This window comes from Halorubrum sp. SD683, assembly GCF_002135045.1.
Classification (GTDB): Archaea; Halobacteriota; Halobacteria; order Halobacteriales; family Haloferacaceae; genus Halorubrum; species Halorubrum ezzemoulense.
Window position 1 is genome coordinate 1 of record NZ_NEWJ01000030.1, and the last position, 24,615, is coordinate 24,615.

At 69.5% G+C, this 24,615-nt stretch carries 27 protein-coding genes; 8 read left to right on the top strand and 19 right to left on the bottom strand.

Annotated features, from left to right (window positions below; genetic code table 11):
* Positions 1-248 precede the first annotated feature (248 nt).
* The 3 genes from B9G49_RS09255 to B9G49_RS09265 form a co-directional block, all read right to left on the bottom strand.
* On the bottom strand, positions 249-902 hold the full coding sequence (locus B9G49_RS09255) for a dolichyl-phosphate hexose transferase (RefSeq protein ID WP_233125185.1): 654 nt from the start codon (positions 900-902) through the stop codon (positions 249-251).
* 248 nt (positions 903-1,150) lie between these two features.
* Positions 1,151-2,821, bottom strand: coding sequence for a GMC family oxidoreductase (locus B9G49_RS09260; protein WP_086216158.1), 1,671 nt, complete (start codon positions 2,819-2,821; stop codon positions 1,151-1,153).
* On the bottom strand, positions 2,818-3,381 hold the full coding sequence (locus tag B9G49_RS09265) for a gluconate 2-dehydrogenase subunit 3 family protein (RefSeq protein ID WP_086216159.1): 564 nt from the start codon (positions 3,379-3,381) through the stop codon (positions 2,818-2,820). The genes B9G49_RS09260 and B9G49_RS09265 overlap by 4 nt, the downstream gene beginning before the upstream one ends.
* A 113-nt stretch (positions 3,382-3,494) precedes the next feature.
* On the opposite strand from B9G49_RS09265, the gene B9G49_RS09270 reads away from it, so the two are divergent.
* Positions 3,495-5,105: an iron ABC transporter permease gene (locus B9G49_RS09270; RefSeq protein WP_086216160.1), complete on the top strand. Its 1,611-nt coding sequence runs from the start codon at positions 3,495-3,497 to the stop codon at positions 5,103-5,105.
* Positions 5,106-5,263: 158 nt separating this feature from the next.
* Here B9G49_RS09270 and B9G49_RS09275 read toward each other — a convergent pair whose 3' ends face one another.
* Both B9G49_RS09275 and B9G49_RS16760 read right to left on the bottom strand, forming a co-directional pair.
* Positions 5,264-6,322, bottom strand: coding sequence for a sulfite exporter TauE/SafE family protein (locus tag B9G49_RS09275; protein ID WP_394334817.1), 1,059 nt, complete (start codon positions 6,320-6,322; stop codon positions 5,264-5,266).
* Positions 6,312-6,476: a hypothetical protein gene (locus tag B9G49_RS16760; RefSeq protein ID WP_167373091.1), complete on the bottom strand. Its 165-nt coding sequence runs from the start codon at positions 6,474-6,476 to the stop codon at positions 6,312-6,314. Before B9G49_RS16760 ends, B9G49_RS09275 begins: the two co-directional genes overlap by 11 nt.
* Positions 6,477-6,735: 259 nt before the next feature.
* Between B9G49_RS16760 and B9G49_RS09280 the strand changes: the two genes are divergently transcribed.
* Positions 6,736-7,581 carry a universal stress protein gene (locus B9G49_RS09280; protein WP_086216176.1) on the top strand — a complete coding sequence of 282 codons (846 nt, stop codon included), beginning with the start codon at positions 6,736-6,738 and terminating at the stop codon, positions 7,579-7,581.
* A 28-nt stretch (positions 7,582-7,609) separates the two neighbouring features.
* Here B9G49_RS09280 and B9G49_RS09285 read toward each other — a convergent pair whose 3' ends face one another.
* The 4 genes from B9G49_RS09285 to B9G49_RS09300 are packed head-to-tail and all read right to left on the bottom strand — an operon-like array spanning position 7,610 to position 11,016.
* Positions 7,610-8,785, bottom strand: coding sequence for an inorganic phosphate transporter (locus B9G49_RS09285; protein ID WP_086216161.1), 1,176 nt, complete (start codon positions 8,783-8,785; stop codon positions 7,610-7,612).
* Positions 8,786-8,797: 12 nt separating this feature from the next.
* On the bottom strand, positions 8,798-9,256 hold the full coding sequence (locus tag B9G49_RS09290) for a YeeE/YedE family protein (protein WP_049932289.1): 459 nt from the start codon (positions 9,254-9,256) through the stop codon (positions 8,798-8,800).
* Entirely contained in the window at positions 9,257-9,814 is a 558-nt protein-coding gene (locus tag B9G49_RS09295) for a YeeE/YedE family protein (protein WP_049932290.1), read from the bottom strand.
* Positions 9,815-9,822: 8 nt separating this feature from the next.
* Positions 9,823-11,016, bottom strand: coding sequence for an MBL fold metallo-hydrolase (locus B9G49_RS09300; RefSeq protein WP_049932291.1), 1,194 nt, complete (start codon positions 11,014-11,016; stop codon positions 9,823-9,825).
* Between the two features lie 246 nt (positions 11,017-11,262).
* Between B9G49_RS09300 and B9G49_RS09305 the strand changes: the two genes are divergently transcribed.
* Together B9G49_RS09305 and B9G49_RS09310 are read left to right on the top strand one after the other, a co-directional pair.
* Entirely contained in the window at positions 11,263-11,508 is a 246-nt protein-coding gene (locus B9G49_RS09305) for a sulfurtransferase TusA family protein (RefSeq protein ID WP_086216162.1), read from the top strand.
* A 2-nt stretch (positions 11,509-11,510) separates the two neighbouring features.
* Positions 11,511-12,098, top strand: a complete 588-nt coding sequence (locus B9G49_RS09310) for a DsrE/DsrF/DrsH-like family protein (RefSeq protein WP_086216163.1) — start codon at positions 11,511-11,513, stop codon at positions 12,096-12,098.
* A gap of 144 nt (positions 12,099-12,242) precedes the next feature.
* Here B9G49_RS09310 and B9G49_RS09315 read toward each other — a convergent pair whose 3' ends face one another.
* The 7 genes from B9G49_RS09315 to B9G49_RS09340 all read right to left on the bottom strand — a co-directional run bounded on the left by B9G49_RS09315 (position 12,243) and on the right by B9G49_RS09340 (position 17,023).
* Positions 12,243-12,881 carry a DUF1641 domain-containing protein gene (locus B9G49_RS09315; protein WP_086216164.1) on the bottom strand — a complete coding sequence of 213 codons (639 nt, stop codon included), beginning with the start codon at positions 12,879-12,881 and terminating at the stop codon, positions 12,243-12,245.
* 2 nt (positions 12,882-12,883) lie between these two features.
* A complete protein-coding gene (locus tag B9G49_RS09320; RefSeq protein WP_086216165.1) occupies positions 12,884-14,029 on the bottom strand; it encodes an NAD(P)/FAD-dependent oxidoreductase in 1,146 nt (381 codons plus the stop codon).
* Positions 14,026-14,262, bottom strand: coding sequence for a sulfurtransferase TusA family protein (locus tag B9G49_RS09325; protein WP_086216166.1), 237 nt, complete (start codon positions 14,260-14,262; stop codon positions 14,026-14,028). The genes B9G49_RS09320 and B9G49_RS09325 overlap by 4 nt, the downstream gene beginning before the upstream one ends.
* 143 nt (positions 14,263-14,405) lie before the next feature.
* Positions 14,406-14,999, bottom strand: coding sequence for a class I SAM-dependent methyltransferase (locus B9G49_RS09330; protein WP_086216167.1), 594 nt, complete (start codon positions 14,997-14,999; stop codon positions 14,406-14,408).
* A 2-nt stretch (positions 15,000-15,001) separates the two neighbouring features.
* Positions 15,002-15,151 (bottom strand): hypothetical protein, encoded by a 150-nt coding sequence (locus B9G49_RS16535; RefSeq protein WP_158093609.1) that lies wholly within the window; start codon positions 15,149-15,151, stop codon positions 15,002-15,004.
* Positions 15,152-15,238: 87 nt separating this feature from the next.
* Complete coding sequence (locus tag B9G49_RS09335; RefSeq protein ID WP_086216168.1) at positions 15,239-16,522, bottom strand: M20 family metallopeptidase; 1,284 nt, start codon at positions 16,520-16,522, stop codon at positions 15,239-15,241.
* A gap of 84 nt (positions 16,523-16,606) precedes the next feature.
* The gene (locus B9G49_RS09340) at positions 16,607-17,023 is read right to left on the bottom strand and encodes a helix-turn-helix domain-containing protein (protein WP_049932308.1); all 417 of its coding nucleotides are present in this window, start codon (positions 17,021-17,023) and stop codon (positions 16,607-16,609) included.
* Positions 17,024-17,185: 162 nt separating this feature from the next.
* Here B9G49_RS09340 and B9G49_RS09345 point away from each other — a divergent pair, with 162 nt between their 5' ends.
* From B9G49_RS09345 to prf1, 4 genes are all read left to right on the top strand, one after another.
* Positions 17,186-17,626: a DUF302 domain-containing protein gene (locus tag B9G49_RS09345; protein WP_049932310.1), complete on the top strand. Its 441-nt coding sequence runs from the start codon at positions 17,186-17,188 to the stop codon at positions 17,624-17,626.
* 217 nt (positions 17,627-17,843) lie between these two features.
* Entirely contained in the window at positions 17,844-18,779 is a 936-nt protein-coding gene (locus B9G49_RS09350; RefSeq protein ID WP_049932311.1) for an NAD-dependent epimerase/dehydratase family protein, read from the top strand.
* A gap of 285 nt (positions 18,780-19,064) precedes the next feature.
* Positions 19,065-20,873, top strand: a complete 1,809-nt coding sequence (argS, locus tag B9G49_RS09355) for an arginine--tRNA ligase (RefSeq protein WP_086216169.1) — start codon at positions 19,065-19,067, stop codon at positions 20,871-20,873.
* Between the two features lie 135 nt (positions 20,874-21,008).
* Entirely contained in the window at positions 21,009-22,259 is a 1,251-nt protein-coding gene (gene prf1, locus B9G49_RS09360) for a peptide chain release factor aRF-1 (protein ID WP_086216170.1), read from the top strand.
* Between the two features lie 29 nt (positions 22,260-22,288).
* Here the strand turns inward: prf1 and B9G49_RS09365 are convergent, their stop codons facing one another.
* The 3 genes from B9G49_RS09365 to sufD form a co-directional block, all read right to left on the bottom strand.
* Positions 22,289-22,732, bottom strand: a complete 444-nt coding sequence (locus B9G49_RS09365) for a metal-dependent transcriptional regulator (protein WP_049932320.1) — start codon at positions 22,730-22,732, stop codon at positions 22,289-22,291.
* A gap of 43 nt (positions 22,733-22,775) precedes the next feature.
* Complete coding sequence (locus tag B9G49_RS09370) at positions 22,776-23,261, bottom strand: rubrerythrin (protein WP_086216177.1); 486 nt, start codon at positions 23,259-23,261, stop codon at positions 22,776-22,778.
* A 139-nt stretch (positions 23,262-23,400) separates the two neighbouring features.
* Positions 23,401-24,615, bottom strand: a complete 1,215-nt coding sequence (gene sufD, locus B9G49_RS09375; RefSeq protein WP_049932321.1) for a Fe-S cluster assembly protein SufD — start codon at positions 24,613-24,615, stop codon at positions 23,401-23,403.

Here is a 24,615-nt window from a genome sequence, read left to right on the forward strand (position 1 = left end):
GCACCGCGCCTCACCCCTCCCCAGCCTCGTCGCTGGCACCCTCCGCTTCGCTCCGTGAGCCAGCGACTCCCTCGCGCCTGCGACTCACGCCCCGCGGGCGTTCGTCGGCACGCGCCGACCGCCGCGTCTGTTTATGTATAATCGGCGCTGTCGCTCAGGGTCGTAGAAACCGTCGCCGGCGGCGGTCCACTGTGCCCACAGCGTCCGTCCGGACCGCCGTACGGCGTCGCGTCGGGGGCGAAGCGCCCTCAGAAGCGCCGCAGTTGCTCTTCGAGGCAGACGGTGACGATCGACTTCGCGATGGCGGCGCCGCCGCCGATTGGGTCGAGCTTCGTGTCGCCGAGCCGCTCGGCGTAGGCGATCGGGCGCTCGCGCACGTCGTAGCCGCGCATCAGCGGGCGGATGAGGAGTTCCGCTGAGAGGCCGGTGTTCTCCGTCCAGCCGATCTCCTCGACCACCTCGCGACGGTACGCGCGCATCCCGGTCGTGGTGTCGTGGACGCGCTCACCCATGAGCAGGCTCGCGACCGCGGCGAACGCGTGGTTTCCGAAGCGGTTGAACGCCGGCATCGCCTCCGCGCCGTGGTAGAGCCGGTCGCCGCTTACCACGTCCGCGCCGTCGTTGACCTCGGCGAGGAACTCCGGCAGCGCCTCCATGGGGTAGGTGTCGTCGCAGTCGGTCGTGACGACCACCGGTCGGTCGGGGGTCAGGATCGCCTCGCGGACGGCGACGCCGTACCCCTGCGGCTCCTGTTCGATGACCCGAGCGCCGTGCTCGCGGGCGATCTCCGGAGTGCGGTCGTCGGATCCGTCGACGCAGACGACCTCCGCCCTCCCGTCCGTGACCTCGTCGATGTCATCGAGGACCGTCCCGATCGCCTCCGCCTCGTTGTACGTCCCCATCACGACGCTGAGGTCGTCGAAGGTGTATGCCCCGCCGTCCCCCCCGTTCGCCACGCTCTCGCCTTTCTCGTCCGCCGCGCTCTCGATCTCCTCGTCCGCCGAGCCCCCGCCCTCTTCCTCGACGGTCTCCGTCACGTCGACGGCGCTCGCAGATCCGTTCGTCGCGTGTGCTGAGTCGCTCATTACCCGGATCTCCGCTCGCACCCACTTGAGTTTTTAGGTTTACCTAAAATAATGTTCGACGGCAGTCAGGTCTGCGCCGAGAGGCGGGCTTCCACGTCGTCGGCGACGCGGAGCGCGAGCGCGGCGATGGTGAGGGTGGGGTTCATCGCGCCGCTCGTCGGGAAGACGGAGCTGGAGGCGATCCAGCAGTTGTCGAGGTCGTGGGTCCGGCAGTCGGCGTCGACGACCCCCCGGTCGGGGTCGTCGCTCATCCGCGTCGTGCCCATGTGGTGGTAGGCGGGCCCGGTCGCGTCCGGCCCGGCGACCCACTGTACGTCGGCGCCGAGCTCCTCCAAGATCGCGACCTGGATCTCGTTCGCCCGCTCGATCGTGTCGAGCGCGCGCTCGCCCACGCTCCACTCGACCCGCGGCGCCGGGTCCCCGTGATCGTCGGTGCGGTCGTCGGCGAGGGCGATCCGGCTGTCGGCCCGCGGGGCCTGCTCGACGAGCCCGCCCATGGCGACGTGATTCCCGTACCCCTCACGGAGCTGGTCGAGCAGCGGGTCGCCCCAGTCGTCGCCCGACAGGGCCGTCTCGACCGGCGAGGGGCCGGCGTAGTTGAAGAACTCCAGCTTGAACGGGGCCTGCGCCTCGTCGGCCTCGTCGTAGAACTGGTCGCAGGCGCTGGTGTAGAAGCCGACGTGGTTCTGTCTGGTCGGCTCGTCGAGGGTGCCGCCCGCCCCCGCGAACAGGTGGTCCATGAAGAACTCGCCGACGTGACCGCTCCCGTTCGCGAGCCCGTCGGGGTATCGGTCCGAGGCGGAGAGGAGCAGGAGCCGCGGCGTCTCCACGCCGCCCGCGGCGACGACGAAGGCGTCGGCCGTCTGCCTGTGTTCAGCCCCGTCAGGGGTCGCGTACACCGCCGCGGTCACCCTGTCGTCGCCGTCGTGCTCCAGCGACCGCACGGACGCCCGGTCGATGACGGTCGCGCCCCGCTCCTCGGCGCGCTCGACGTGGACCGTCGCGTCGTACTTCGCGCCGCTCGGACACACCGGCTGGCAGGTGCCGTAGCCGACGCAGGGGGACCGGTCGTCGTACGGCTCGGAGTTGCGCGCGTTCGGCACGGAGTGCATGGCGATCCCGAGCGACTCGCAGGCCTCGGCGAACAGCGAGTCGCTGTAGGAGGGCTCGAACGCCGGCATCGGGTGCGGCTCCTCGCGCGGCGGCGCGTAGGGGTTGTCCGACGCGCCCGCGACGCCCAGCTCGCGCTCGGCCTCGGCGTAGTAGGGGCGGAGGTCCTCGTAGTCGATCGGCCAGTCCGGCCCGACGCCCCGCGCCGTGCCGGAGTTGAAATCGTCCTCGTGGAGCCGCATCACCATCCCCTGCCAGTGGAGCGTCGACCCGCCGACGCCCTTCACGCGGGCGTGGTTGAGCGGGTACGGGCGGTCGCCGGCGGTCTCGTGGGCGTCGCGCTCGCCGCCCACGTCCCAGACGTCCGGCCGGTCGTAGAACGGGCGGATCGCGCGCTCCTGTCTCGCGAGCCGGTCGGCGGGGTCGAATCGCGGGCCCGCGTCGAGCACGACGACCTCGCGGTCGCCCGCCAGCCGGTCGGCGACGAGCGCTCCCGCGGGGCCGGCGCCGACGACGCAGACGTCCGTGTCCGGCACGGGCGTGCGGTCGACGTCGCCGCGGGCCCGGTCGCCGGTCTGCCGGTAACGAGCGTCCCGTCCGCCGCTCGCGTCCTCCGCGCCGCTCATCGGGGCCCCTGCCGGTAGCTCTCCGCGCCGCCCGCGTGCCCCTGCGGGTTCTCGATGCCGACGAGCTCCCCGCCCGTCGGCGAGGCGTACAGCGCGAGCAGCAGCTCGTTGACGACGTAGTACCGGACTCGCTCCGCGGTCGTTCCGTCCGGGTTCTCCTCGGCCACGTCCGCGCCCATCTCCCGGAGCAGCTCGTCGCGGTCGGCGGGCGAGAGGTCGGCGACCGGCGCGCCGTACCACGACCGGGCGGCCGACTCGACCTCGGCGACCGCGGCTCGGATCCCCTCGGCGTGCGCCGACCCGTCGAGGCGGCCGTCGAGGAGGCCGTCGACGAACGCGTCCAGCCCGGAGACCGCCTCCGGGTAGACGGTCCGCGCGACCGCCGTCATCGCCTCGCGGACTGCCTCGTCGCCGGGGGTGCCGTCGCCGTCCCGCGCGGGCTCCGCCTCGGCGCCTCCCCGACCGCCGTCGCCGGTCGCCCGACGGACGCCGAGCGCGACGCCGCCGGTCGCGCCGATCGCGGCCAGCGCGGCCGCCGCGTCGCGTCGCGTCAGTTCCATGGAATATTTTAGGCAGCCCTAAATTAATATATCCGTCGGAGCGCGCTCGACGCGCGATCGGAACCCCTAACGCCGGCCGCGACCACGCTCGGACAGAGACTCTGCCCCGTACAATGACCCTGCGAAACCGGCTCCGCGACCGCTTGACCGACGGCGACGACAGGCTGCCGATCGGGCTCACGCTGCTGTGCGCGGCGATCGCCGCCACGCTCGTGTTCCCGCTGGCGTGGCTCGTCATCGAGGCGATCGCCGTCGACCGCGGGCGCGCGACGGACCTCCTCTTCAGCGCCGGCACCGCGGAGGTCCTCGTCAACAGCCTCCTCCTGATGGCGGGCGTCACCGGCCTCTCGGTCGGGATCGGCGTGCCGCTCGCGTACCTCACCGCCCGGACCGACCTCCCCTTCCGTCGCTTCTGGTCGGTCGCGGCCGCCCTTCCGCTCGTCGTCCCGAGCTACGTGGGAGCCTTCTCGTTCGTCTCCGCGTTCGGCCCGCAGGGCGAGTTCCACGAGGTCCTCGCGCCGCTCGGCGTCCAGCGCGTCCCCGAGATCGGCGGCCTCTCCGGGTCGATCCTCGTCATCACGCTGTACACCTACCCGTACGTCTACCTGACGACCCGGGCCGCGCTGCTGTCGTTCGACACGACGCTGCTGGAGGCCGCCCGGACGCTGAACCACGGGCGGCTCGCGGCGTTCCGCCGCGTGACCCTCCCGACTATTCGGCCGGCGATCGCCGCCGGGTCGCTGCTCGCCGCGCTGTACGCGGTCTCGGACTTCGGGACGCCGTCGATCATGCGGCTCCCGGTGTTCACCCGCCAGATCTACGTCGAGTACAACGCGTTCGGACGCGACTACGCGGCGCTGCTGTCGCTCCAGCTGCTCGTCGTGGTGGTCCTCGTGCTCGCGCTGGAGTGGGCCGTCCGCTCGGACCGCGACACGAGCGGCGACGACGCGGGCCGCACCGACGACCGGGTGTCGCTCGGGTGGCTGCGGTGGCCGGCGACGCTGCTCCCGGCCGGCGTGTCCGCGTTTGCGCTCTTGGTCCCGCTGTGGATCCTCGGGCTGTGGCTCGTTCGCTCGGAGGCCGGCCGCCGCCCCTCGCTCGCGTTCGAGCCGATACAGGTGCTCAACTCGGTGTCCGTCTCGGCGGCCGCGGCGGTCGTCGCCGCGCTGGCCGCCCTCCCGATCGCGTACTTCGCCGCGAACCACGACTCGCCGCTCGCGGTCGTCTTCGAGCGCGCGACGTACGTCGGGTTCGCGGTGCCGGGCATCGTGTTGGCGCTCGCGCTGGTGTACTTCGGCTCCGGCTACGTCCCGTGGCTCTACCAGACGCTCCCCCTGCTGGTCTTCGCCTACGTCGTCCGCTTCCTCCCCCAGGCGGTCGGCTCGGCCCGCACGTCGATCCTCCAGGTCGACCCGCGGCTCGTCGAGGCCGGGCGGACGCTCGGGGAGTCGCCGACCGGCGCGTTCAAGCGCGTCACGTTCCCGCTCACGCGCTCGGGGATCGTCGCCGGGGCCGCGCTCGTGTTCCTCACGACGATGAAGGAGCTACCGGTCACGCTGGTGCTCCGCCCCACGGGGTTCGACACGATCGTCACGCAGATCTGGCGCGCGCAGTCGACCGCGCTCTACCAGTACGCCGTGGTGCCGACGCTCATCCTCCTCCTCATCTCCGGGCTCTCGATGGTCGTCCTCCTCACGCAGGAGGGCGGCGAAGAAGGGCTGTGAGGGTCGCGGTCACCGTCCTCGGATGTGGCGGTCCGCGCCGGGTCGCCGCCACCAGATGCGGCGGTCGCCGCCGCTCCCGTCGGTCCGAGAGACCGGTCGCTCTCGATAGTGTTGAAAGAAACTAACAATGCCGCGGCCGTGGACTGGAGAAAAACGGGTCAGTCCGCGGCAGACGTCTGCTGTTGACGCGTCACGCGGAGCGAGCTGATCGTCGTGTAGAGGACCGCGAAGGCGACGACGACCGCAGCGCCGATGGTAAGCACCAGTCCGAGCAGTTCGAGCGTCGAGCTGCCGATGTACGAGCCAACTTCGCCGATGCCCACGGCGAGGGCGCCGACGAGCAGCATCCCGCCGAAGTACACCTTGATCTCGTCGGAGTCGACGACGGCGGTCGCGGCGGAGCCGACGCGCGCGCCGAGCGCGCTCCCGAACAGCAGCGGGGCGACGATGCCGAGGCTCACGCCGCCGTCCTGTCCGTAGAGGTAGCTCCCGAGCCCGCCGGAGAAGACGATCTCGAAGAGGTCGGTCCCGACGGCGACGGGCACCGGGACGCCGATCGCGTAGATCATCGCGGGCATCCGGATGAAGCCGCCGCCCACGCCGAGGAACCCGGACAGGACGCCGGTCGAGAAGGCGACGGCCGTGATGACCCACACGGAGACGGTGACGTCGCCGCGGAGCGTCACCATCGGCGGGATCCGAACGGTCCGTTGGATCTTCTTGGCGACGTCGGGGATCTCGTACTCGTCGAGGTCCTTGTCGGCGGCCTCGTGGTCGACGCCGCCGTCGTCGTCGCCCTTGAGGGCGTCGCGCGTGACCATCGCGCCGACGCCGCCGAGCAGGACAACGTAGGCGACGCTGATGACGCCGCCGGCGAGCCCCATCGATTCGAGGTAGTAGACGCTGGCGCGCCCGGCCTCGATGCCGATGGTCGTCCCGGTGATCATGATCACCCCGAGCTTGTAGTCCACCTGCCCGAGGTCGTGGTGTTTCAGCGTCGCGATGACGGCCGTTCCGAAGACGAACGCCATCCCGCTCCCGACGGCGACGGAGGCCGGGTAGTCTAGCATTAGGAGGGCCGGGGTGACGAGGAACGACCCGCCCATGCCGAAGAACCCGAACAGCACCCCGACGACGAGGCCGAACCCGACGAACAGCGCCAACATCTCGGGGCTCGTCTCGAAGATGCCGAGGCCGCCGAGGAAGTTACCGAGCACTGGCGTCACCCCCGACCAAGAGCCGCATCAGATAGGGCCCGACGAGCCGTTCGAGGCCGCCGTACCCCACGTACAACACGAACGCTTCCAGGAGAATCGTGCCGATGAGTAGGACCGTCTCTGGGTCCCACGAGGGTATCTCTAGTCCAGCCATCTATTCGTCCTCCGGCTTCCGAACGCGGAAATTCGGTCTTGGCACATTTCTGCTCGGTGTCCACTATCCGCTTCGTGCCTATAATGGTTTTGGGCTTGATGTACAATACTATATCCCGGTAACCTCGGCGGGAGTACCGATAACTTACAGAGATAATACGGCGCCTCCGTCGGCCCGAGCGCCGGCTACGCGCTCGCGCTCGCTGAAGTATCAACCGATGAACAAAACCGTGTTGTCGCCGCCCGCCGAAGGGATCGACATGAGGGCCCTGTGCGCAACCGACCTGTCGGCCGCCAGCGAGGCGACGATCGAGAACGAGACCTGCCTCGGCTGCCTGGACCGAATCGGCGTCCAGACGGTCCACCTCGTCACGGTCGTCTCGGCGAACGTCCACCCCGGCATGCCCGGCGTCGACTTCGAGGAGCGCCGGCGGCGGGGGCTCGACAGGTACCGCGAGGTGATCGAGGCCGCGGGGTTCGACGTCGAGACGCACGTCGTTCGCGGGACCCCGTACCGCCGCCTCAACGGCATCGCGGAGACCGTTCACGCCGACCTGACGATCGTGGGTTCGCGCGGACAGAGCCCGCTGGAGAACCGGGTCGTCGGCTCGACCGCCCGCAACCTCGCCCGGACCACCGTCGTCCCGCTGCTGGTCAACCGCGTCGAGCGGGCGGCCGACGACCCCGATGTCCTCCGCGAACACCTCTTCCGGCACGTCCTCTTCGCGACAGACTTCTCTGAGCACGCCGACCGGGCGTTCGACGCCTTCTCGTACCTCCGTCGCGCGACCGAGGAGGCGACGCTCGTCCACGTCCGGTCGCCGAAGGACGACGGGCCGGACGCCGGCGGCGGTCCCGCGGAGCGGCTGGCAGAGCGGGCGAGCACGCTGGAGGGCTGGGGGATCGAGACGCGGACCGAGGTCCGCCGCGGCGACCCCGCCGAGGAGATCCTCGCCGTCGAGGCCGAGGTCACTCCGTCGACGGTCCTCGTCGGGTCGAAGGGGCGGAGCCGGATCCGGCGGCTCCTGCTGGGCAGCGTCTCGGAGGAGATCGTCACGCGGGCGACGGGCAACGTCTTCCTCGTCCCGCCGCCTCGGGCGGTTTAAGGGTAGGCGACGCCGCGGCGCGCGCCAATCACAAGACGAGCGCGGCGGCCGCGTACGCGAGCGTGAACGAGAGGCCGAACGAGCCGGCCCACGCCCCCACAGTCGTGAGGATCTTCTCCGCGTCGACGGCCTCCCGACCGCCGACGGCCGCGCCGCTCCCGATGATCGCGCTCACGACGATCTCGTTGAACGAGACCGGCACGCCGAGCAGCACGGCCAGCTGCGCGATCAGGAACGACGGGACGAGCGCCGAGATGGAGCGGCGCGGCCCGAGCGAGGAGTAGTCCTGCGCCAGCGACTTTATCATCCGGGGCGCGCCGGTCCACGAGCCGACCAGCATCCCGAGCCCGCCGCCGACGAGGACGGCGGTGGCCGACACCATTCCCACCTCGTCGAGCAGTGGTAGGAGCGGTCCGACCGCGAGCCCGACCTGACTCCCGCCCGCGGAGAACGCGACGAGCGACCCGAGCGCGAGCAGCACGCGCCGCAGCCCGCCCTGCTCGTCGCGGCTCACGTCCCACCAGACGACGGCCGCGACGGCCAGCGCCGCGAGGCCGGTGATCGCGACCGCCGACGCGGTCCCGTCGAGCGACAGGGTCCGCTGTCCGAGACCGCGGACGGTCCCGGGCGCGGTCCCCTCGCCGAGGAAACTGAACCGGACGTTCACGAGGACGCTCCCGACCAGCCCGGCGAGGACCGGGACGCTGTACCGCTCGGGCGCCCCGGGTCGCGGGAGGACGCTGGCGATGGCGAACGCGATGCCGCCGCCGATGAACGGCGTCAGGAGCCAGACGGCGCCGATCTGTTGGTACTTCGCCCAGACCGGCGTCCCGCCGAGCGCGAGCCCGACGCCGATGACGGCGCCGGTCACGGTGAACGCGGTCGCGATCGGAATCCCAGTGGTGATGCCCACCGCCATCAGCCCCGCGCCCAGCACGAGCACGAGGATGACGCCGGCGACGGGCAGGCTGATCCCGCCAACGAGGCCGCTCCCGACGGCCTCAGAGACGTTCCCGCCCTGCGTGACGGCGCCGGCGAAGCCGAAGACGCCGACCAGCAGGGCCGCGCGCATCGTTCCGATGGCGTTCGCGCCGACGGCGGGTGCGAACGGGGTCGCGCCGCTCGACCCGGCGCCGATCACCCACGCCATGAACAGGCTCGCGAGCGCCGCGCCGACGGAGAGGGCGATGAGAGCGGGGTCCATGGAGCCGGTGCGTTAGTCCGCGCCCGCCGCGGCGGCGTCGCGGGCTCCGCTCCGGCTCCGCCAGTACCCCTGCGCGTACGCGCCGACGAACATTCCGCCGAGCGCCCAGAGGATGGTGACGTTACCGACCCCGAGGCTCGCGTACGCCGCGCCCGGACAGATGCCAGAGAGCCCCCAGCCGACGCCGAAGACGGCGCCGCCGACGAGGACGTTCCGGTCGAACGGCTTCAGCCGGCGCTCGTAGGGAGCGCCGGTGAGCGGCGCGGCGTCGCGGATGCGCGGCAGCAGCGCGAACGCGATCCCGGAGACGATTGCGGCCCCGAACATGACGAACGGGAGGCCGAGGTCCTCGAATGTGAGGAAGTTCAGCACGACCTCCGGCCGCGCCATGTGGCTGAACCCGAGTCCGAACCCGAAGATCAGGCCGCCGACGAAGATCAGCGGCTTGAACAGCGGATGTCGGTCCGCCATCTACGGACTCACCCCCAGCGCGGCGACGACCTGGGCGGTCCCGATCGCCACGGCGAGGAACGTCGCGACGCCGACCAGCGACGTTTTCGACGCCGATCCGACGCCACAGACCCCGTGGCCGGACGTACACCCCTTCCCGATGCGGGTGCCGATCCCAACGAGGATCCCGCCGAAGAACAGCCGCCACGGCTGGACGTCGGTCGCCCAGAGCGTCACGCCGGCGACCTCGTACAGCGTGCCGGTCGTCCCGGGCTCGTAGAGCGGGCTCGTGACTAGCCCCGACTGGAACGTCGCGGCGAACGCGAGCCCGCCGAGGATGATGCCGGCGGTGAACACGAGCCGCCAGTCCCGCGATCCGACGTACCGCCGGAACCGGGACTGGCCGGAGACGTACGACAGCGTCGACTCCAGGAACGTGCTCGCCCCGGCCGGGATACCCGTTCCGACGTAGATGACGACGGTCCCGAGACCGACGAGCAGTCCGCCGACGGCGTACCGGCTGACCCCGTTCGGGAACAGCTCGGCGACCGCCTGCAGCAGTACTGGGTCAGCGACCATCGGCGTCGTCAGTCACCCGCGAGCGAGTCCTGACTGGCGGCGCAGTTGTTCGGCCCGAGCTCCAGGGTGAACGCCTCGTCGTCGTCGACGGCGTTCTGTCCGAGGTTCGTCGCGATGATGTCCTCGTAGTTGGCCGGGCGCGGCGGCATGTCCGAGAGGATCAGGTCGACGAACGCCTGCTCGTCCATCGTGAGCGCGTCCATCTCCTCGACGAGCTCGCCGATCGGCGCCGTGTAGGTGCCGTCGTCGGCCGCGACGGCCGCGTCGCTGAAGTGCGCGCCGCCGATGAGCGTGTCGTCGGGCAGCGTCAGCACCCGCTCCTGAAGTGACTCGTACAGCAGGCGCGCGGCGTCGGGGGCGCCCTCGTCGCCCTCCTCGAGGTCGGGGCGGGCGACGCTCTCGATGAACAGCCCGTCGCCGGTCGCGAGCAGGCTCTCGTCGACGAGGTATGAGGTCATCCCGGTCGTGTGGCCGGGAGTGTAGACGGTCTCGACGGTGGCGTCGCCGACCGCGAACGTGTCGCCGTCGGCGGCCGTGGTCAGCTCATCGGCGTACGTGACGCCGCGGTCGACCGCGGCCTCGGGGATGACGCCTTCGACGCCCGCGGCGTCGAGGTCGCGCACGCCCGAGATGTGGTCGGCGTGGACGTGCGTGTCGAGGGCGTAGTTCAGTTCGACGCCGAGTTCGTCGGCGTCGTCGAGGTAGCGGTCGGTGAACGCCCGCAGCGGGTCGATGATCGCGGCCTCCCCGTCGTCGTAGAGGAGGTAGCCGAGGCAGCCCGAGGAGGGGCGCTGGTACTGGAGGAGCGTGCCGGCCCCGTCGTAGCGGTCGACCTCGACGGCCTCGTAGATGCTCGCCCAGCCGTTCATCCCGTCTTCGAGGTGGTCGACGTCGTAGCCGCGCTCCGTGAGCGTGCCCGCGACGTACTCGCTGGCGCCGCCCTTCGCGCAGAGGACGGTCACCTCGCGGTCGTCGGGGATCCGGTCGAGAACGTCGTCGTCGATCTCGTCTTCGAGGAACTCGAAGTACGGGACGTTGATCGACGTGACGTTCTCGCCGTCGATGCGCCACTCCTCGTAGTCCGACTGCATGCGCGCGTCGAGGATCGTGACGTCTTCGCCGGCGTCGATTCGGTCTTTGAGCGATTCCGGGTCGACGGAGTCGACGTCGACGTCCGGAGTCGGGAAGTCGTCGGCATTCATGTTTCGCAGTCGTTCATACCGGGTCGACGCACAAAAGCATTTTCATAGTATTTCCTTTTCTAAGCAATACTATATTCAATAGAAACCGGTCCGTATCTCTTACTGTTGTACTCAGGGGCTTATGCGGCGACTAAACAGGTTTCACTTTATACAGTAGTTGGGAGAATTCCCAAGAACCGACACAGTTTTACTTCACCGGGGGGTATTGTGCGCTAGCTCCAATACAGACACCGGAGCAGATACACAATGAGTGCTGAATTCGACATCGCGGAGACGCTCGACGTGAAAGGCGCATCGTGCCCCATGCCGGTAGTGAAGACGAAGTCCGCCGTCGACGGCCTCGACGCGGGCGAGGTCCTCGAAGTGCTGGCGACCGACCCCGGAAGCATGAGCGACCTCGACGGCTGGGCCGACGGCACCGAGGGCGTCGAGCTCCTCGACCAGACGGAAAGCGACGACGTGTACAAACACTACGTCCGCAAGACGGAGTAACGATGAGCACGGACACACCCGACGCGTCGGCCGACGACGCGCCGACCGACGACGCGCCCTCCCGCGCGGAATTGGCCGCGCGCGTCGACGAGGTCGAGGAGGCGCTCGCCGAGGCCACCGCCGACGACGGCGGCAAGAAGATGAGCATCATCGCCACCAAGGGGACGCTCGACATGGCGTACCCGCCGCTCATCCTCGCCAGCACCGCTGCCGCGTTCGGCTACGAGGTGACCGTCTTCCACACGTTCTGGGGGCTCGACATCCTCCACGAGGAGCGGTCGAAGAACCTCCAGCTCAGCTCCGTCGGCAACCCCAACATGCCCGTGCCGAACGCCGTCGCCGCGCTCCCCGGGATGGACCGCGTCACGACGAAGATGATGGAGCGCCGGATCTCGGACAACGACACCGCCACGATCGAGGAGCTCCTCGAAACGAGCCTCGACATGGGCGTGGAGTTCCAGGCCTGTCAGATGACCATCGACCTGATGGACTACGACGAGGACAACTTCTACGACGGCGTTACCACGGGCGTCGGCGCCGCCACCGCGCTTCAGGACATGGCCGAGGCGGACATCCAACTGCTCGTCTGACCGCCGCGGAACGAGCCCCCGGTTCTGTTTTGCCCGCGCCGTCGCCGGCGTCGTCGCTCCAGACACCCTCGATACAACGCAAAAACAACTAGTGACCACGACCGACTCCGCCCGCTCGCGCCGCGGAACGGCGCGTCGCCCCCGCTAGCGCGATCCCTCGCTCCGCTCGCGCCCGGCGCGCTCGCGGCCGATCGCGCCCGCCACCGCCAGCAGGTAGCCCAGCCCGTACTGGACGTCCGGGTCGCGCACCCCGCGGATCAGCCCGACGGCCCCGACCCGATCCGGCGGGTCGCGCTCCGCCTCGCCGACCCCCTTCAGCAGCGTCTCGACGCCCTCGCGGGTGTCGTCGTCGGCCGCGGTCTGCGCCACCTCGCCGAGCGCGGCGCCGGTCCCGGCCAGCGACGCGACCATCTCGTCGTCGAGGGCCGCGGTCGCCAGCGACCCGACCTCCGCGACCTCGGCCAGCTCGTCGAGCGTGCCGCTCCGCTGGAGCGTGAGCAGCGTGTCGAGCGCCTCCCGCAGCTCGTCGCCGTTCTCGCCGACCGCCTCGGCCAGCCCCACGGTCTCGTCGGTCGCCAGGCCGTCGGCGGACTCCGCGAGCGTCGACCCCGTGGCCGAGAGCTCGCGGACCCTCTCGTCTGAGAGCGCGCCCTCGCCCAGCGAGAGCACGTCCAACAGCTCGTTGACCGCGTCGAGCCGCTCGACGAGCTCGGCGACCGCCTCCGGGTTCTCCGCGATGGCCGCTTCGAGGTCGTCCGGCTCGGGTTCGTGCGTCTCGGACATGGTCAGAGCAACCCTCGCGCGGTGAGCCAGTAGGACTCGTTGTACGCCAGCTTCGACCAGTGGAGCTTCTCCGAGGGCGGCGCGGGCGACGGCGGGCGCTCGTAGTCGAACTCGACGAACGAGGCGGCGTCCATCCCGGTCTCGATGAAGCACAGGGTCTTCCCGTCGTACGTCGCCGTCGCGGGGCGGCCTCGGACCTCGCTGGCGAGGCGCTGGCCGACGACGCCGGCCTGGTAGTGCGCGACGCTGCCCGCGTTCGGGACGCCCGTGTCGGCGGTGTCGCCGAGCGCGTAGACGTTGTTCGCGGCCGCCGCCTCTAGCGTGTGCTTGTCCACGTCGACCCAGCCGTCGTCGCCGAGGCCGGCCTCCTCGATCAGGTCGACGCCGCCGTGAGGCGGAATCGAGACGAGGAGGTCGTAGTCGAGCTCGGTCCCCTCCATCGACGTGACGGTCTCCGCGTCGGGGTCGACAGACTCGGCGTTGAAGAACGTCTCCACGTTGATGTCCCGGTCCTCCATGATGGGACGGGCCCACTCGGCGATGTGGGGATTCCCGTGAACGCGCTGGATCGGGTACGTGTAGGTGACCTCGACGTCCTCGCGCAGGCCGCGCTCGCGGAACCAGTCGTCGGTCATGAAGACGAACTCCAGCGGCGCCGCGGGACACATGTGGGGCGTCCCGATGACGCTCAAGACGAGCTCGCCCTCGGTGAACTCCAGCAGCTCCTCTCGAAGGGCCGTCGCGCCCGACTCGCTGTAGTAGTCGTGTCCGCCTTCGACGAGCCCGGGGATCTGCTCGGGCTCCAGCGTCGACCCGGTCGCCAGCACGAGGTGGTCGTACTCCATCGACGGCGCGGTACCGTCGAACCGGAGCGTCTGCGAATCCGTGTCGATCTCGGACACGCGGTCGATCCGGAGGTCGACCGCGTCGTCGACCAGCTCGTCGAGCGCGCGGCGACCGTCCGCCGGTTCGCGCTTGCCGAACGGCACGTACAGCCAGACCGGCTTGTACACGTGGTCGGGGCCGTCGTTGATCAGGGTGACCTCCACGTCGCCGGCGTCGAGCTCCGGACCGAGCCGGTCGGCGAGGTCGTTGGCGAGCACCGATCCGCCGGTCCCGCCGCCTACGATGACGATGCGTTCGGTCATGCTTTCTCCACGTAGAACGCGTTGTGCTCGTCGAGCTCTTCGACGGCGAGCAGTTCGTTGCCGGCCTCATCGGCCCACTCGGGAACGTCGGTGAGCGACCCGTCGCTGTCGCTCAGGAGCCGGACCACGTCGCCCGACTCCGCGCTCCGGATCGCTCCGATGAGGTCCATCAGGGGACCGGGGCACGCTGCGCCTCTGGCGTCGACGGTTTCTTCGGGTTCGATGTCGGTCATGGGGGTCTCACACCAGACAGTTACGCGCGTGGCGTATTAGTCTTGTGCGCTCATTCCACAATATAAAAATCCTCGTGTTCGGCGCGGATCGGTCAGCGTCGGCGGCAGTCGGGGCGTCGCTGACGGTTGGGGCGTCGGCGGCGCTACCGGTCGAACGCGACCGCGTAGTGGTACGGCGGCAGATCGATCCGCCGGTCGAGTTCGAACGGCGCCGCCCCCCGGACGGCCTCCGCCGTTTCCTCGGGGTCCATCCGGAGCCCCGTCGGCGGTCCCCGGGGCTCCCCCTCGACGGTCGTCGCTTCGCGCGGCCGGTCGTGCCAGTTGACGACGACCAGGCTGCCGCCGGGCGCGACCGCTCGGAACGTCTCCTCGACGAACTCGGCGCGGTCGTCGACGCCGTGGAAGGTGTTCGCCACGACGAGCACGTCGACCGGCTCCGGGAGGACACCGGTCAGGTCCCGGGCGTCGCCGTGGACCGGGACGACGTTCCCGATCGCCTGTCGCCCGGCGAGCGCGTCGAGCTCGTCGAGCAGCGCCTCGTCCAAGTCGACGGCGTACACGGGCGCGGGCTCGGCGATGCGGGCGGCCGGGAGCGCGAAGTAGCCGCTCCCGCAGCCGACCTCGGCCACCGACAGGCCGGGCTCGACCCCGAGCTGCCGGAGCGTCGCGCCCGGCGTCGGCCAGAGCTTCCCCCACCAGTCCCAGTCGGGCTGGCCGGTGTTCTGGAACCGCTCCATCGTCAGCGGGGGCCCGACGCGCCGGCTCCCGTTCCGTCCGCCGGAAGGCGGCGTCCGTCACTCCCGCCGCCCGCGAACCCGTGTCCGCCGCTCACGGACCCGTCGTCGGCCCCCCGAGGCGGCTCGCTCGTCGCATCGGTCTTGTCCTCCATACCCATACGTGAACCAGTCCGCTATCTAAGTCTTTCTCGACCGTCGCCGACCGGCGTGCCCGAGTCGCCCCGCTCGTCCGCGGGCAGCTAGTCGACCCGAGAGCGCCACGCGGCGGGGAGCCGGGCGTAGACCACCGCGTTGTCGACGAGCGCGTCGACCGGGACGTACTCGTCGGGGGCGTGGAGCGTGTCGGTCCCGAGGGCGAACTCGACGGTCGATATCCCGGCGTTCCGGAGCTTCTTGGCGTCGCCGCCGCCCGTGGCGCTCCGACGGAAGACGCGGTCCCCGGTGACCGCCGCCGCCGTCGACGCGACGGCGTCGACCAGCGGGCTGGCGGGGTCCTCTGTGGTGCCGACGCTCCAGGAAACGTCGGCGACCGTGATCCCCTCGCAGTCGGCGACGCAGTCGCGGATGGCCGCGAGCACGTCGGGCGTGTGGACGCCCGCCGTCAGCCGCACGTCGACCTCGGCGCGGGCGGACCCCGGGACGGCGTTCACCGCGTCGCCGCCCTCGAGGACGCCGAGGTTGATCGACGGGTACCGGAATAGGTCCCGAGCGGTCGCCTCGCCCATCGACGGGGCGTAGTACTCGACCGACTCCTCGACGATCGGCTCCATCTCGGCGTCGATCTCTAGCCGCTCGGCGCCGAACCGCTCGCGTATCGTCTCGACGGCGCCGTAGAGCCGGTCGACCGCGTTGACCCCGAGCATCGGTCGAGAGCCGTGCGCCGCCTCGCCGGCGGCTTCGAGCGTCAGCCAGATGCTCCCCCGGTCCGCGACCGTGACGGAGCGGCGACCCTCCTCGCAGGTCGGCTCGCCGATCACGCACGCGTCCGCGTCGAGCGCTCTGGCATCGAGCAGCGCCGGGAGCCCCGCGTCGCCGCCGACCTCCTCGTCGCTCACGAAGGCGAACAGGAGGTCGACGGGCGGCTCCGCGTCGGTCGCGACGACGGCCCGGAGCGCGAACAGCAGCGACGCCAGGGCGCCCTTCATGTCGGTCGCGCCCCGGCCGTAGACGCGGCCGTCGGCGCGTTCGCCGAGCGGGTCGCGCGTCCACGCGTCGGCGTCGAACGGCACGGTGTCGAGGTGTCCGTTGTACAGCAGCGTTCGGTCGGACGCGCCGTCGACCCGGACGAGCAGGTTCGGCTTCGCCGGGTCAACGGCGAACCGCTCGACCTCGACCGGAAGCGGGTCGAGGAACCGCTCGATCGCCGCGACGATCTCGCGCGTGTCGCCGGGCGGGTTCGACGTGTCGACCGCGAGCAGATCGAGGGCCAGCGAGACCAGCTCCTCCCGGTTGGCTCGCACGTACTCGGCGGGAGCGTCGTCCGGGTCCGTCGGCGGCCGGGTCGCTCCCGTGTCTTCGGCCATGCCATCCCCTTTGATCCCCAACGATTTATTTATTTTGTATGTTTCGCACAATACTAATCGCTGGGCGTCGCGGTCGCCCGCGCGTCACGGTCCGGGCTGGAGCGACCGATCCCCGCGCTCGTCCGCCTCGCCGCCGTACCGGTCCTCGAACTCTTGGATGAGCTGACCGACGGTCGCGTACCAGCTGTTGAGCAGCTGCTGCATCTCGCGAGCGGCCTCCTCGGGCGTTCGCGGCCGGTAGACGTAGTAGTACCCGCCCTGATCGTAGTTCTCCTGTCGCTGGACGACGACGCCGGCGTCCACGAGCCGCGAGATCGACCGGTACGCCGTCGACCGCTCACACTCCAGCCGGTCCGCCACGTCGTCGACGGTGAGCCCTTCGTTCACTCCTTGGAGCGCCTGAAACACCGCCTGATCCCGCTCGTTGAGCCCGTGAATACACTCGAGGAGGTCGATACACCCCAAGTCCCGTTCGAGGTCGTCACGCACTGACGCGGTCATCGTATCGGACAATAGGGCGACAGAGTGGGTTAAAGTTGTTCCTAATTAGTACAATACTACTACAGTCGAGTCGGCGACAGTCCGGTTCAGTTCACGGCTGCTCCGCTCTCTCGGTAGGACATCCGAAGAGCCTTTGTTACGTAGGCCCAAGACGATACACGAATGACGCTTCCGATCGACCCGACGCAGATCGACCCGGACGACATCGGCGAAGAGCAGGCCACCCTCGAGATGGGCCACGAGGAGGCGATCGAACACGTCCGCGAGGTGTTCACCGACGCCGGATTCGGCGTCCCGGTCGAGTTCTCGCCGTCCGAGATGCTCAACGAGAAGGTCGACGCGGGCCGCGACCCCTACTACGTGCTCGGCGCGTGTAACCCGGCTGTCGCCGACCGGGCGCTCGACGCGACCGACAACAAGCTCGGCGCGCTCATGCCGTGTAACGTCGTCGTCTGGGAGGAAGCGCCCGGGACGCAGCGCGTCTATCACGTCTCTATCATGCGTCTCGCTCGCCTCGCGGGCATGGCGCCCGACGACGACGAGATGGCCGGCATCATCGCCGACACCGGCGAGATGGTCGACGAGGCGTTCGAGAACCTCTGACCACGCTCTGACACAGCCGTCCCTACGGCGTCGCCGGCGATCTGCTCGGCGGCACTCGCCGTCGGCGACGATCGGATCGGCGCGGTCTGCGCTCGGATCGGTGCGGCCGGCGCTTCGACCGACACGGACGTGACCCGGTTCCGTTCGCTTCGCCTCCGTGTCGACCCCGCTCGTCGCGATTCCACACCTACTTATCCGCGACCGCCGACGGGCCGATATGAACCTCGCCGATTCGCGCGTCCTCGTCACCGGCGGCGCCGGTCTCGTCGGAAGCCACCTCGCGGCCGACCTGCTCGACCGCGGCGCGACGGTCCGCGTCGCCGACGACCTCTCGAAGGGGACCCGCGACCGCGTCCCCGAGGGCGCGGCGTTCGTCGAAGCGGACATGACCGACCCCGACGACGTGGCGCGCGTCGTCACCGACGACCTCGATGTCGTCTTCCACTTCGCGGCGTACACCGACACGAACTACGACGACGACCGCGCGCTGTTCGAGGAGAACACCGAGATGACGTACAACGTCTTGGAGCGCATGCGCGAGGTCGGCGTCGATCGCTTCGCGTTCACCTCCTCCTCGACGGTGTACGGCGAGGCGCCGCGACCGACCCCCGAGGACTACGCCCCCCTCGAACCGATCTCGATGTACGGCTCCGCGAAGCTCGCGGACGAGGCGCTGATATCGACGTTCGCGCACTCCTACGGCGTCCGGTCGTGGGTGTTCCGGTTCGCGAACATCGTCGGCCCGCGCCAGCGCGGCAACGTGATCCCCGACTTCATCGAGAAGTTAGCCGAGGATCCGACCGAACTGGAGATCCTCGGCGACGGCCGGCAGGAGAAGTCGTACATGCACGTCTCGGAGTGTGTCGACGCCATCCGGCACGTGGTCGAGAACGCAGACGCCGCGTACAACGTCTACAACCTCGGGACGCGGACGACGACCTCCGTCACCGACATCGCCGACATCGTGAGCGAGGAGCTCGGCGTCGACCCGGAGTACGCCTACACCGGCGGCGACCGCGGCTGGACCGGCGACGTACCGAAGATGCGGCTGTCGATCGAGAAGCTCGCCGCCCTCGGGTGGGAACCGTCGGTCGAGAGCGACGCGGCGGTTCGGCGCAGTGCGCGCGAGCTGATCGACGAGATCGTGGAGTAGCGCGATCCCCTCCGACGAACTCCGCCGGTCGGGTGCGGACCGCGGAGGCACTTCAGTCCCGCCGCAGGCGAACCGAAGGGGGTCCCGAACGCCGACCGGATCGCTCGACTGCCGAAACTGTCCCGATAACCGACCGGAGGCGGCGGCGTCAACGGAGCGATACGGACGGCTGTTGCGCACAACCCGGTGGGTTTCCCGTGGCGGTGTCGCTCGCGGTTCGATCCGCGTCTCCGCCCGCCGCGCCGCTTCGGAAGGGCCTTTTAACCCGCCCGTCGAACGGACGGTATGTTCCGGCAGTTCCGGTCGGAGGTCGAGGCGGCGCTCGCGGACGCGCTCGACTCGCTCGCCCTCCCGACCGACGACCTCGGCATCGAACGCCCGCCCGACGACATGGACGCGACGCTCGCCTCCAGCGTCGCCTTCCGACTCGCGGGCGAGGTCGGCGACGCGCCGCCGAACGTCGCGGCGACTGTCGCCGAGGCGGTGTCGGTCGGGAACGCGGACTACGTCGCGAGCGTCGACACCGCGGGGCCGTACGTCAACTTCCACGCGAACGAGCGCTACCTCGCCGACACGCTCGACGCGGCCGCGGTCGACGCCGACTACGGCGCGCTCCCCGACCGCGACACGAGCGTCGTGGTCGAACACACCAGCGCGAACCCGACCGGCCCCGTCCACGTCGGCCGCGCGCGCAACCCCATCGTCGGCGACGCGGTCGCGAACCTCCTCGCGTACGCCGGCTACGACGTGGACCGCCACTACTACGTCAACGACGCGGGCCGGCAGATGGCGGTGTTCACCTGGGCGTACGAGCGGTTCGACGAGCCGGACCTCGACGCGGAGCCCGCCCGCGACCGCGCCGAGTACGACCTCGTGCGCTACTACCGGAAGGGGAACGCCTTCTTAGAGGAGGCGGACGACGACGCGGTTGAGGCCGCGGAGGCGGAGATCCAGTCGATCCTCCAGGGGCTCGAGGCGGGCGACGAGGAGACGTACGAGCGCGTCGGCGAGGTCGTCGACGCCGTCCTCGGTGGAATGAAGGCGTGCCTCGGCCGCCTCCCCGCGGAGTTCGACGAGTTCGTCAAGGAGACGCGGTTCATGCGCGACGGATCCACCGACGACATCGCGGGCCGGCTGAAAGAGACCGACCACGCCGTCTACGAGGAGGACGCCTGGCAGCTGGAGCTCGACGAGTGGGGGATCGACAAGAACCTCGTCTTCCTGCGCTCCGATGACACCAGCCTCTACACCACCCGCGACCTGGCCCACCACGAGTGGAAGTTCGCGAACTACGACCGCGCCGTCACCGTCCTCGGCGAGGACCACAAGCTCCAGGCCGACCAGCTCTCGGCGACCCTCGAACTGCTCGGGAACGACACCGACCGCCTCGGCCACGTCATCTACTCGTACGTCAACCTGCCCGACGGGAAGATGTCGACCCGGAAGGGGACGGGTGTGATGCTCGACGACCTCCTCGACGAGGCGATCGACCGCGCCCGCGACGCCGTCGAGTCCCGGATGGACGACCGCATCCGCGACGACGACCTCACCGACGCGGACGTCGAGCGCATCGCCCACCAGGTCGGGATCGGCGCGGTCCGGTACGACATCGTCTCCAAACAGCCCGCGAAGGCGATCACCTTCCAGTGGGAGGACGCGCTCGACTTCGAGGCGCAGTCGGCGCCGTTCGTCCAGTACGTCCACGCGCGCTGCGCCGGCATCCTCGGCGAGGCGGCCGCCGCCGGGATCGACGTGCCGGGCGTGACGGCGGACGCCGACGGCGAGGTCGACCCCGACGCCTTGGACGTCGACGCGGGCGCGCTCGAAACCGACGCGGCCCGCGAGCTCCTCCGCGAGGTCGCGCGCTTCCCCGCCGCAATCGAGGCCGCCGCGGACGACTTGGAGCCGCACACGATCGCGACGTTCACCCGCGAGTTCGCGGACGCGTACAACGCCTTCTACCGCGAGTGCCCCGTCGTGACCGCCGAGACCGAGGCCCTGCGGGACGCCCGGCTCGCGCTCGTCGCGGCCGCGAAGCACACGATGGCGAACGCGCTCGACGTGCTGGGCGTCGAGGCGCCGGAGTCGATGTAAATCGAGGGTATCCCGTCCTCCGTCGCCCGGAGCGGGGCTCCGAGCGATCCACCGCCAAACGCGGCCGAGACGGACGCTTCCGCCCGTATCGACAGGTCAAAGATTACTTACACGCACGCGACCGTATTCGGAGTAATGAGTAGCGACGCACAGGAGGCGAACGCGGACCGCCGGAAGTACGAGTTCCGCAAGGTCATCGAGGAACTCAAGGAGTACGAGGGCTCCGGCACCCAGCTCGTCACCATCTACATCCCCGAGGACAGGCAGATCTCCGACGTGGTGGCGCACGTCACCCAAGAGCACAGCGAGGCGTCCAACATCAAGTCCAAGCAGACGCGGACGGCCGTTCAGGACGCGTTGACGTCGATCAAGGACCGGCTGCGCTACTACGACACCTTCCCGCCGGACAACGGGATCGTGATATTCTCGGGCGCCATCGACAGCGGCGGCGGCCAGACCGACATGGTCACCCGGACGCTGGAGTCGCCCCCGCAGCCCGTCGAGTCGTTCCGCTACCACTGCGACTCGGAGTTCCTCACCGAGCCGCTCGAACACATGCTCGAGGACTCCGGGCTGTTCGGGCTCATCGTCTTGGACCGCCGCGAGGCGAACGTCGGCTGGCTGAAGGGGAAACGCGTCGAGGCGGTCAAGTCCGCCTCCTCGCTCGTCCCCGGCAAACAGCGGAAGGGGGGTCAGTCCGCACAGCGATTCGCCCGCCTGCGCCTCGAAGCGATCGACAACTTCTACCAGGAGGTCGCTGGGATGGCCAACGACCTGTTCGTCGACAAGCGCCACGAACTCGACGGCATCCTCGTCGGCGGTCCCTCGCCGACCAAAGACGAGTTCCTCGACGGCGACTACCTCCACCACGAGCTTCAGGACAAGGTGCTCGGCAAGTTCGACGTGGCCTACACCGATGAGTCCGGCCTGAAAGACCTCGTCGACAACGCCAGCGAGGCGCTCGCCGACCAGGAGATCGTCGAGGACAAACGCAACATGGAAGAGTTCTTCGAGAAGCTCAACACCGGGCAGGAGGCGACCTACGGGTTCGAGCAGACCCGCCGCAACCTGATCATGGGATCGGTGGACCGCCTGCTCATCTCCGAGGACCTTCGCTCCGACGTCGTCGTCTACGAGTGCCCCGACGGCCACGAGGAGTACGAGGTTATCGACGCCCGCCACTCGACGCCGGACCACGAATGTAGCGAGTGCGGCGAGGCGGCCGAGGTCGAGGAGCGAGAGGACGTCATCGAACACCTGATGGCCATCGCCGAACAGCGCGGGACGGACACGAAGTTCATCTCCACGGACTTCGAGAAGGGCGAACAGCTGCTCGACGCGTTCGGCGGCATCGCCGGTATCCTGCGGTACTCGACCGGAGTCTAAGGACCTCTGGAGAAGTTTCTGCGGCCGTTTTACTGCTGTTCCGGCTCGACCGGCCCCGGCGCGATCTCCAAACACGCGCAGGCGTCGGACTCCGGGTCGAAGCAGTCCGGACACTCCGGCTGCCGGTCGATGATCGTGTCGAGCCGCTCGGCGACCGTGTCGTCGATGACAGCCTCGAGCTCCCGGGCCTCGGCCTGATAGTCCTCGACCGCGAGGACGTTCGCGAGGAACCGCTCGATGATACAGTAGGTCTGGAGGGCGTCCCTGGCCCGGACGATGCCGTCGTCGGTCAGCTTGACGCCCTTGTACTTCTCGTGTTCGGCGAGCCCGCGCTCTTCGAGCTTGCCGATCATCTCGTTGGCGCTGGCCGGGCTGACGCCGAGCGCATCGGCGATCGACCCGGTCGAGGCGGGTCCGTCTTCGCTGTCCTGTACGACGTATATCGTCTTGAGGTACTGATCTGCGGTGTTCACGGCTGTCCTCCGTCGGCGCTCGTCGGCGACTCGTCTGTCCGGTTCATCGGCGCTCCATGACCTCCGTGACCTCGCGTACGCCCTCGGCCTCCTCGTCGCGGATCGCCGTCAGGGTCGCGATCAGCTCCTCGCGGTCGACCGAGAACGACCCGTCGGACCCCTCGATCGCCTCGATGAGGTCGTCGTAGAACTTGTACGCCGTCTCCTCGTTGCACAGCTGGTCGTACAGCACGTCGTCGAAGTCCTCCGGCCGCGTCCGTCCGTAGCGGGCGTCGACGAGCGACTCGATCTCGTCGAACGGGACGCTGTCGACGCCGAGCCCGTCGATGAGCGACTCCAGCCGCTCGCGGTGGTCCGCCGACTCCTCGGCCGCGTCCGCGAGGAGCGTCTCCACCTCCGCGTCGAGTTCGGTGTCCAACTGCTGGTAGTGGCGATGCGCTCGCGCTTCGACGACCTCCTCCAGCACGATTCCGATCTGGAGCAGCCGCGCGAGTTGGTCGTCGGAGGCGACCCGCTGGCTCACGCTCACCGCGACCACCCGAGACGGCACGATACGCGGGTTCGCATACGAACAACTCGGGCGTCGTCGGTCTTAAGCGGTTCCCCTCGCTCGCCGGTCGCTCCGGGACTCCGGGCGGGGCTGAAAAAATCCGTTCGGCGCCGACGGCTTACTGGAGCCGCTCGAAGACGAGCTCCTCGACGTCGTCGCGGAACTCGTCGACCGCGATTTCCTCTAGGACGGGCACGAAGAAGCCCTCGACGAGCATGTTCCGGGCCGTCCGCGAGTCGATCGAGCGGCTCTCGAGGTAGAACAGGTCCTCGGCGTCGACCTGTCCGACCGTCGCGGAGTGGGACGCCTCGGTGTCGTGGTTGTGGATGATCAGCTTCGGCGACGCGTCGGCCTCGGCGTCGTCCGACAGCATCAGCGTGTTCTCGCGCTGGTAGCTGGAGGTGTTCCACGCGTCCTCGCCGACGTCCTGAACGCCCTCGTAGACGGAGCGCGCCACGTCGTCGAGCACGCCGCGGGTGACGAGGTCGGCGGTCGTCTGCTCCGCCTGGTGCCACACGCGGGCGTTGATGTCGAAGTGCTGGTCGTCCGTGCCGAAGAACGTCCCGACGATCTGGCTCTCGGAGCCGTCGCCCTCGAGCTCGGTTTCGATGTCGGAGCGGGTGAGCTTCGAGCCGAAGTTGCTCTCGATCCAGTCGACCGTCGCGTACGTGTCGGTCACGCCGCGCTTCAGCGAGTAGGTGTAGGCGTCGTCGTCGAGGTTCTGGAGCGAGCCGAACTGGACATTCGAGTTCTCGCCCGCGACGACTTCGACGAGGTTCGAGAAGTACCGGTCGCCGCTCACGTCGGCGTCGCCCGACGTGATCGACTCGAGGATCGTCACCGACGACGACTCCTCGGCGACGACGAGCGTCTGGCTGAACAGCGAACGGGAGTTCATCTCCGCGCGCACCGTCACGTCCTCGACGTCGACGCCCTCGGGAACGTAGACGAACGTACCGGTGGTGAACAGCGCGACCGAAAGCGCCGTGAGATAGTTGTGTTCGGGGTCGAGGACGGAGCCGAAGTTCGCCTCGATGACGTCGCCGTACTCGGCGAGCGCCTCGGTGAACGGCAGCACGACGACCTCGTCGTCGCCCGCGGTCCGCTCGGTCTCGTCCGCCTGGTTCAGCGGGTCGACGAGCGACTCGAAGTCCAGCGCCTCGAGGTCGGTCCAGCGGCGGCCCGGCGTCTGGATGACGTCGGGCAGCTCCGCGGTCTCCAGCGCGGCCAGCGCGTTCAGACGGGTCTCCAAGAGCCACTCGGGCTCGTCGCGTTCGTCGGCGATGCGTCGTACCGTGTCCTCCGAGAGGCTCTCGATTGCTTGCGTGCTCAT

Coding starts and splice junctions, on each gene's coding strand:
- B9G49_RS09255 (WP_233125185.1), bottom strand. CDS start 902: ATGGGGACGTACAACGAGGCGGAGGCGATCGGGACGGTCCTCGATGAC.
- B9G49_RS09260 (WP_086216158.1), bottom strand. CDS start 2,821: ATGAGCGGCGCGGAGGACGCGAGCGGCGGACGGGACGCTCGTTACCGG.
- B9G49_RS09265 (WP_086216159.1), bottom strand. CDS start 3,381: ATGGAACTGACGCGACGCGACGCGGCGGCCGCGCTGGCCGCGATCGGC.
- B9G49_RS09270 (WP_086216160.1), top strand. CDS start 3,495: ATGACCCTGCGAAACCGGCTCCGCGACCGCTTGACCGACGGCGACGAC.
- B9G49_RS16760 (WP_167373091.1), bottom strand. CDS start 6,476: ATGGCTGGACTAGAGATACCCTCGTGGGACCCAGAGACGGTCCTACTC.
- B9G49_RS09280 (WP_086216176.1), top strand. CDS start 6,736: ATGAGGGCCCTGTGCGCAACCGACCTGTCGGCCGCCAGCGAGGCGACG.
- B9G49_RS09285 (WP_086216161.1), bottom strand. CDS start 8,785: ATGGACCCCGCTCTCATCGCCCTCTCCGTCGGCGCGGCGCTCGCGAGC.
- B9G49_RS09290 (WP_049932289.1), bottom strand. CDS start 9,256: ATGGCGGACCGACATCCGCTGTTCAAGCCGCTGATCTTCGTCGGCGGC.
- B9G49_RS09295 (WP_049932290.1), bottom strand. CDS start 9,814: ATGGTCGCTGACCCAGTACTGCTGCAGGCGGTCGCCGAGCTGTTCCCG.
- B9G49_RS09300 (WP_049932291.1), bottom strand. CDS start 11,016: ATGAATGCCGACGACTTCCCGACTCCGGACGTCGACGTCGACTCCGTC.
- B9G49_RS09305 (WP_086216162.1), top strand. CDS start 11,263: ATGAGTGCTGAATTCGACATCGCGGAGACGCTCGACGTGAAAGGCGCA.
- B9G49_RS09310 (WP_086216163.1), top strand. CDS start 11,511: ATGAGCACGGACACACCCGACGCGTCGGCCGACGACGCGCCGACCGAC.
- B9G49_RS09315 (WP_086216164.1), bottom strand. CDS start 12,881: ATGTCCGAGACGCACGAACCCGAGCCGGACGACCTCGAAGCGGCCATC.
- B9G49_RS09320 (WP_086216165.1), bottom strand. CDS start 14,029: ATGACCGAACGCATCGTCATCGTAGGCGGCGGGACCGGCGGATCGGTG.
- B9G49_RS09325 (WP_086216166.1), bottom strand. CDS start 14,262: ATGACCGACATCGAACCCGAAGAAACCGTCGACGCCAGAGGCGCAGCG.
- B9G49_RS09330 (WP_086216167.1), bottom strand. CDS start 14,999: ATGGAGCGGTTCCAGAACACCGGCCAGCCCGACTGGGACTGGTGGGGG.
- B9G49_RS16535 (WP_158093609.1), bottom strand. CDS start 15,151: ATGGAGGACAAGACCGATGCGACGAGCGAGCCGCCTCGGGGGGCCGAC.
- B9G49_RS09335 (WP_086216168.1), bottom strand. CDS start 16,522: ATGGCCGAAGACACGGGAGCGACCCGGCCGCCGACGGACCCGGACGAC.
- B9G49_RS09340 (WP_049932308.1), bottom strand. CDS start 17,023: ATGACCGCGTCAGTGCGTGACGACCTCGAACGGGACTTGGGGTGTATC.
- B9G49_RS09345 (WP_049932310.1), top strand. CDS start 17,186: ATGACGCTTCCGATCGACCCGACGCAGATCGACCCGGACGACATCGGC.
- B9G49_RS09350 (WP_049932311.1), top strand. CDS start 17,844: ATGAACCTCGCCGATTCGCGCGTCCTCGTCACCGGCGGCGCCGGTCTC.
- argS (WP_086216169.1), top strand. CDS start 19,065: ATGTTCCGGCAGTTCCGGTCGGAGGTCGAGGCGGCGCTCGCGGACGCG.
- prf1 (WP_086216170.1), top strand. CDS start 21,009: ATGAGTAGCGACGCACAGGAGGCGAACGCGGACCGCCGGAAGTACGAG.
- sufD (WP_049932321.1), bottom strand. CDS start 24,615: ATGAGCACGCAAGCAATCGAGAGCCTCTCGGAGGACACGGTACGACGC.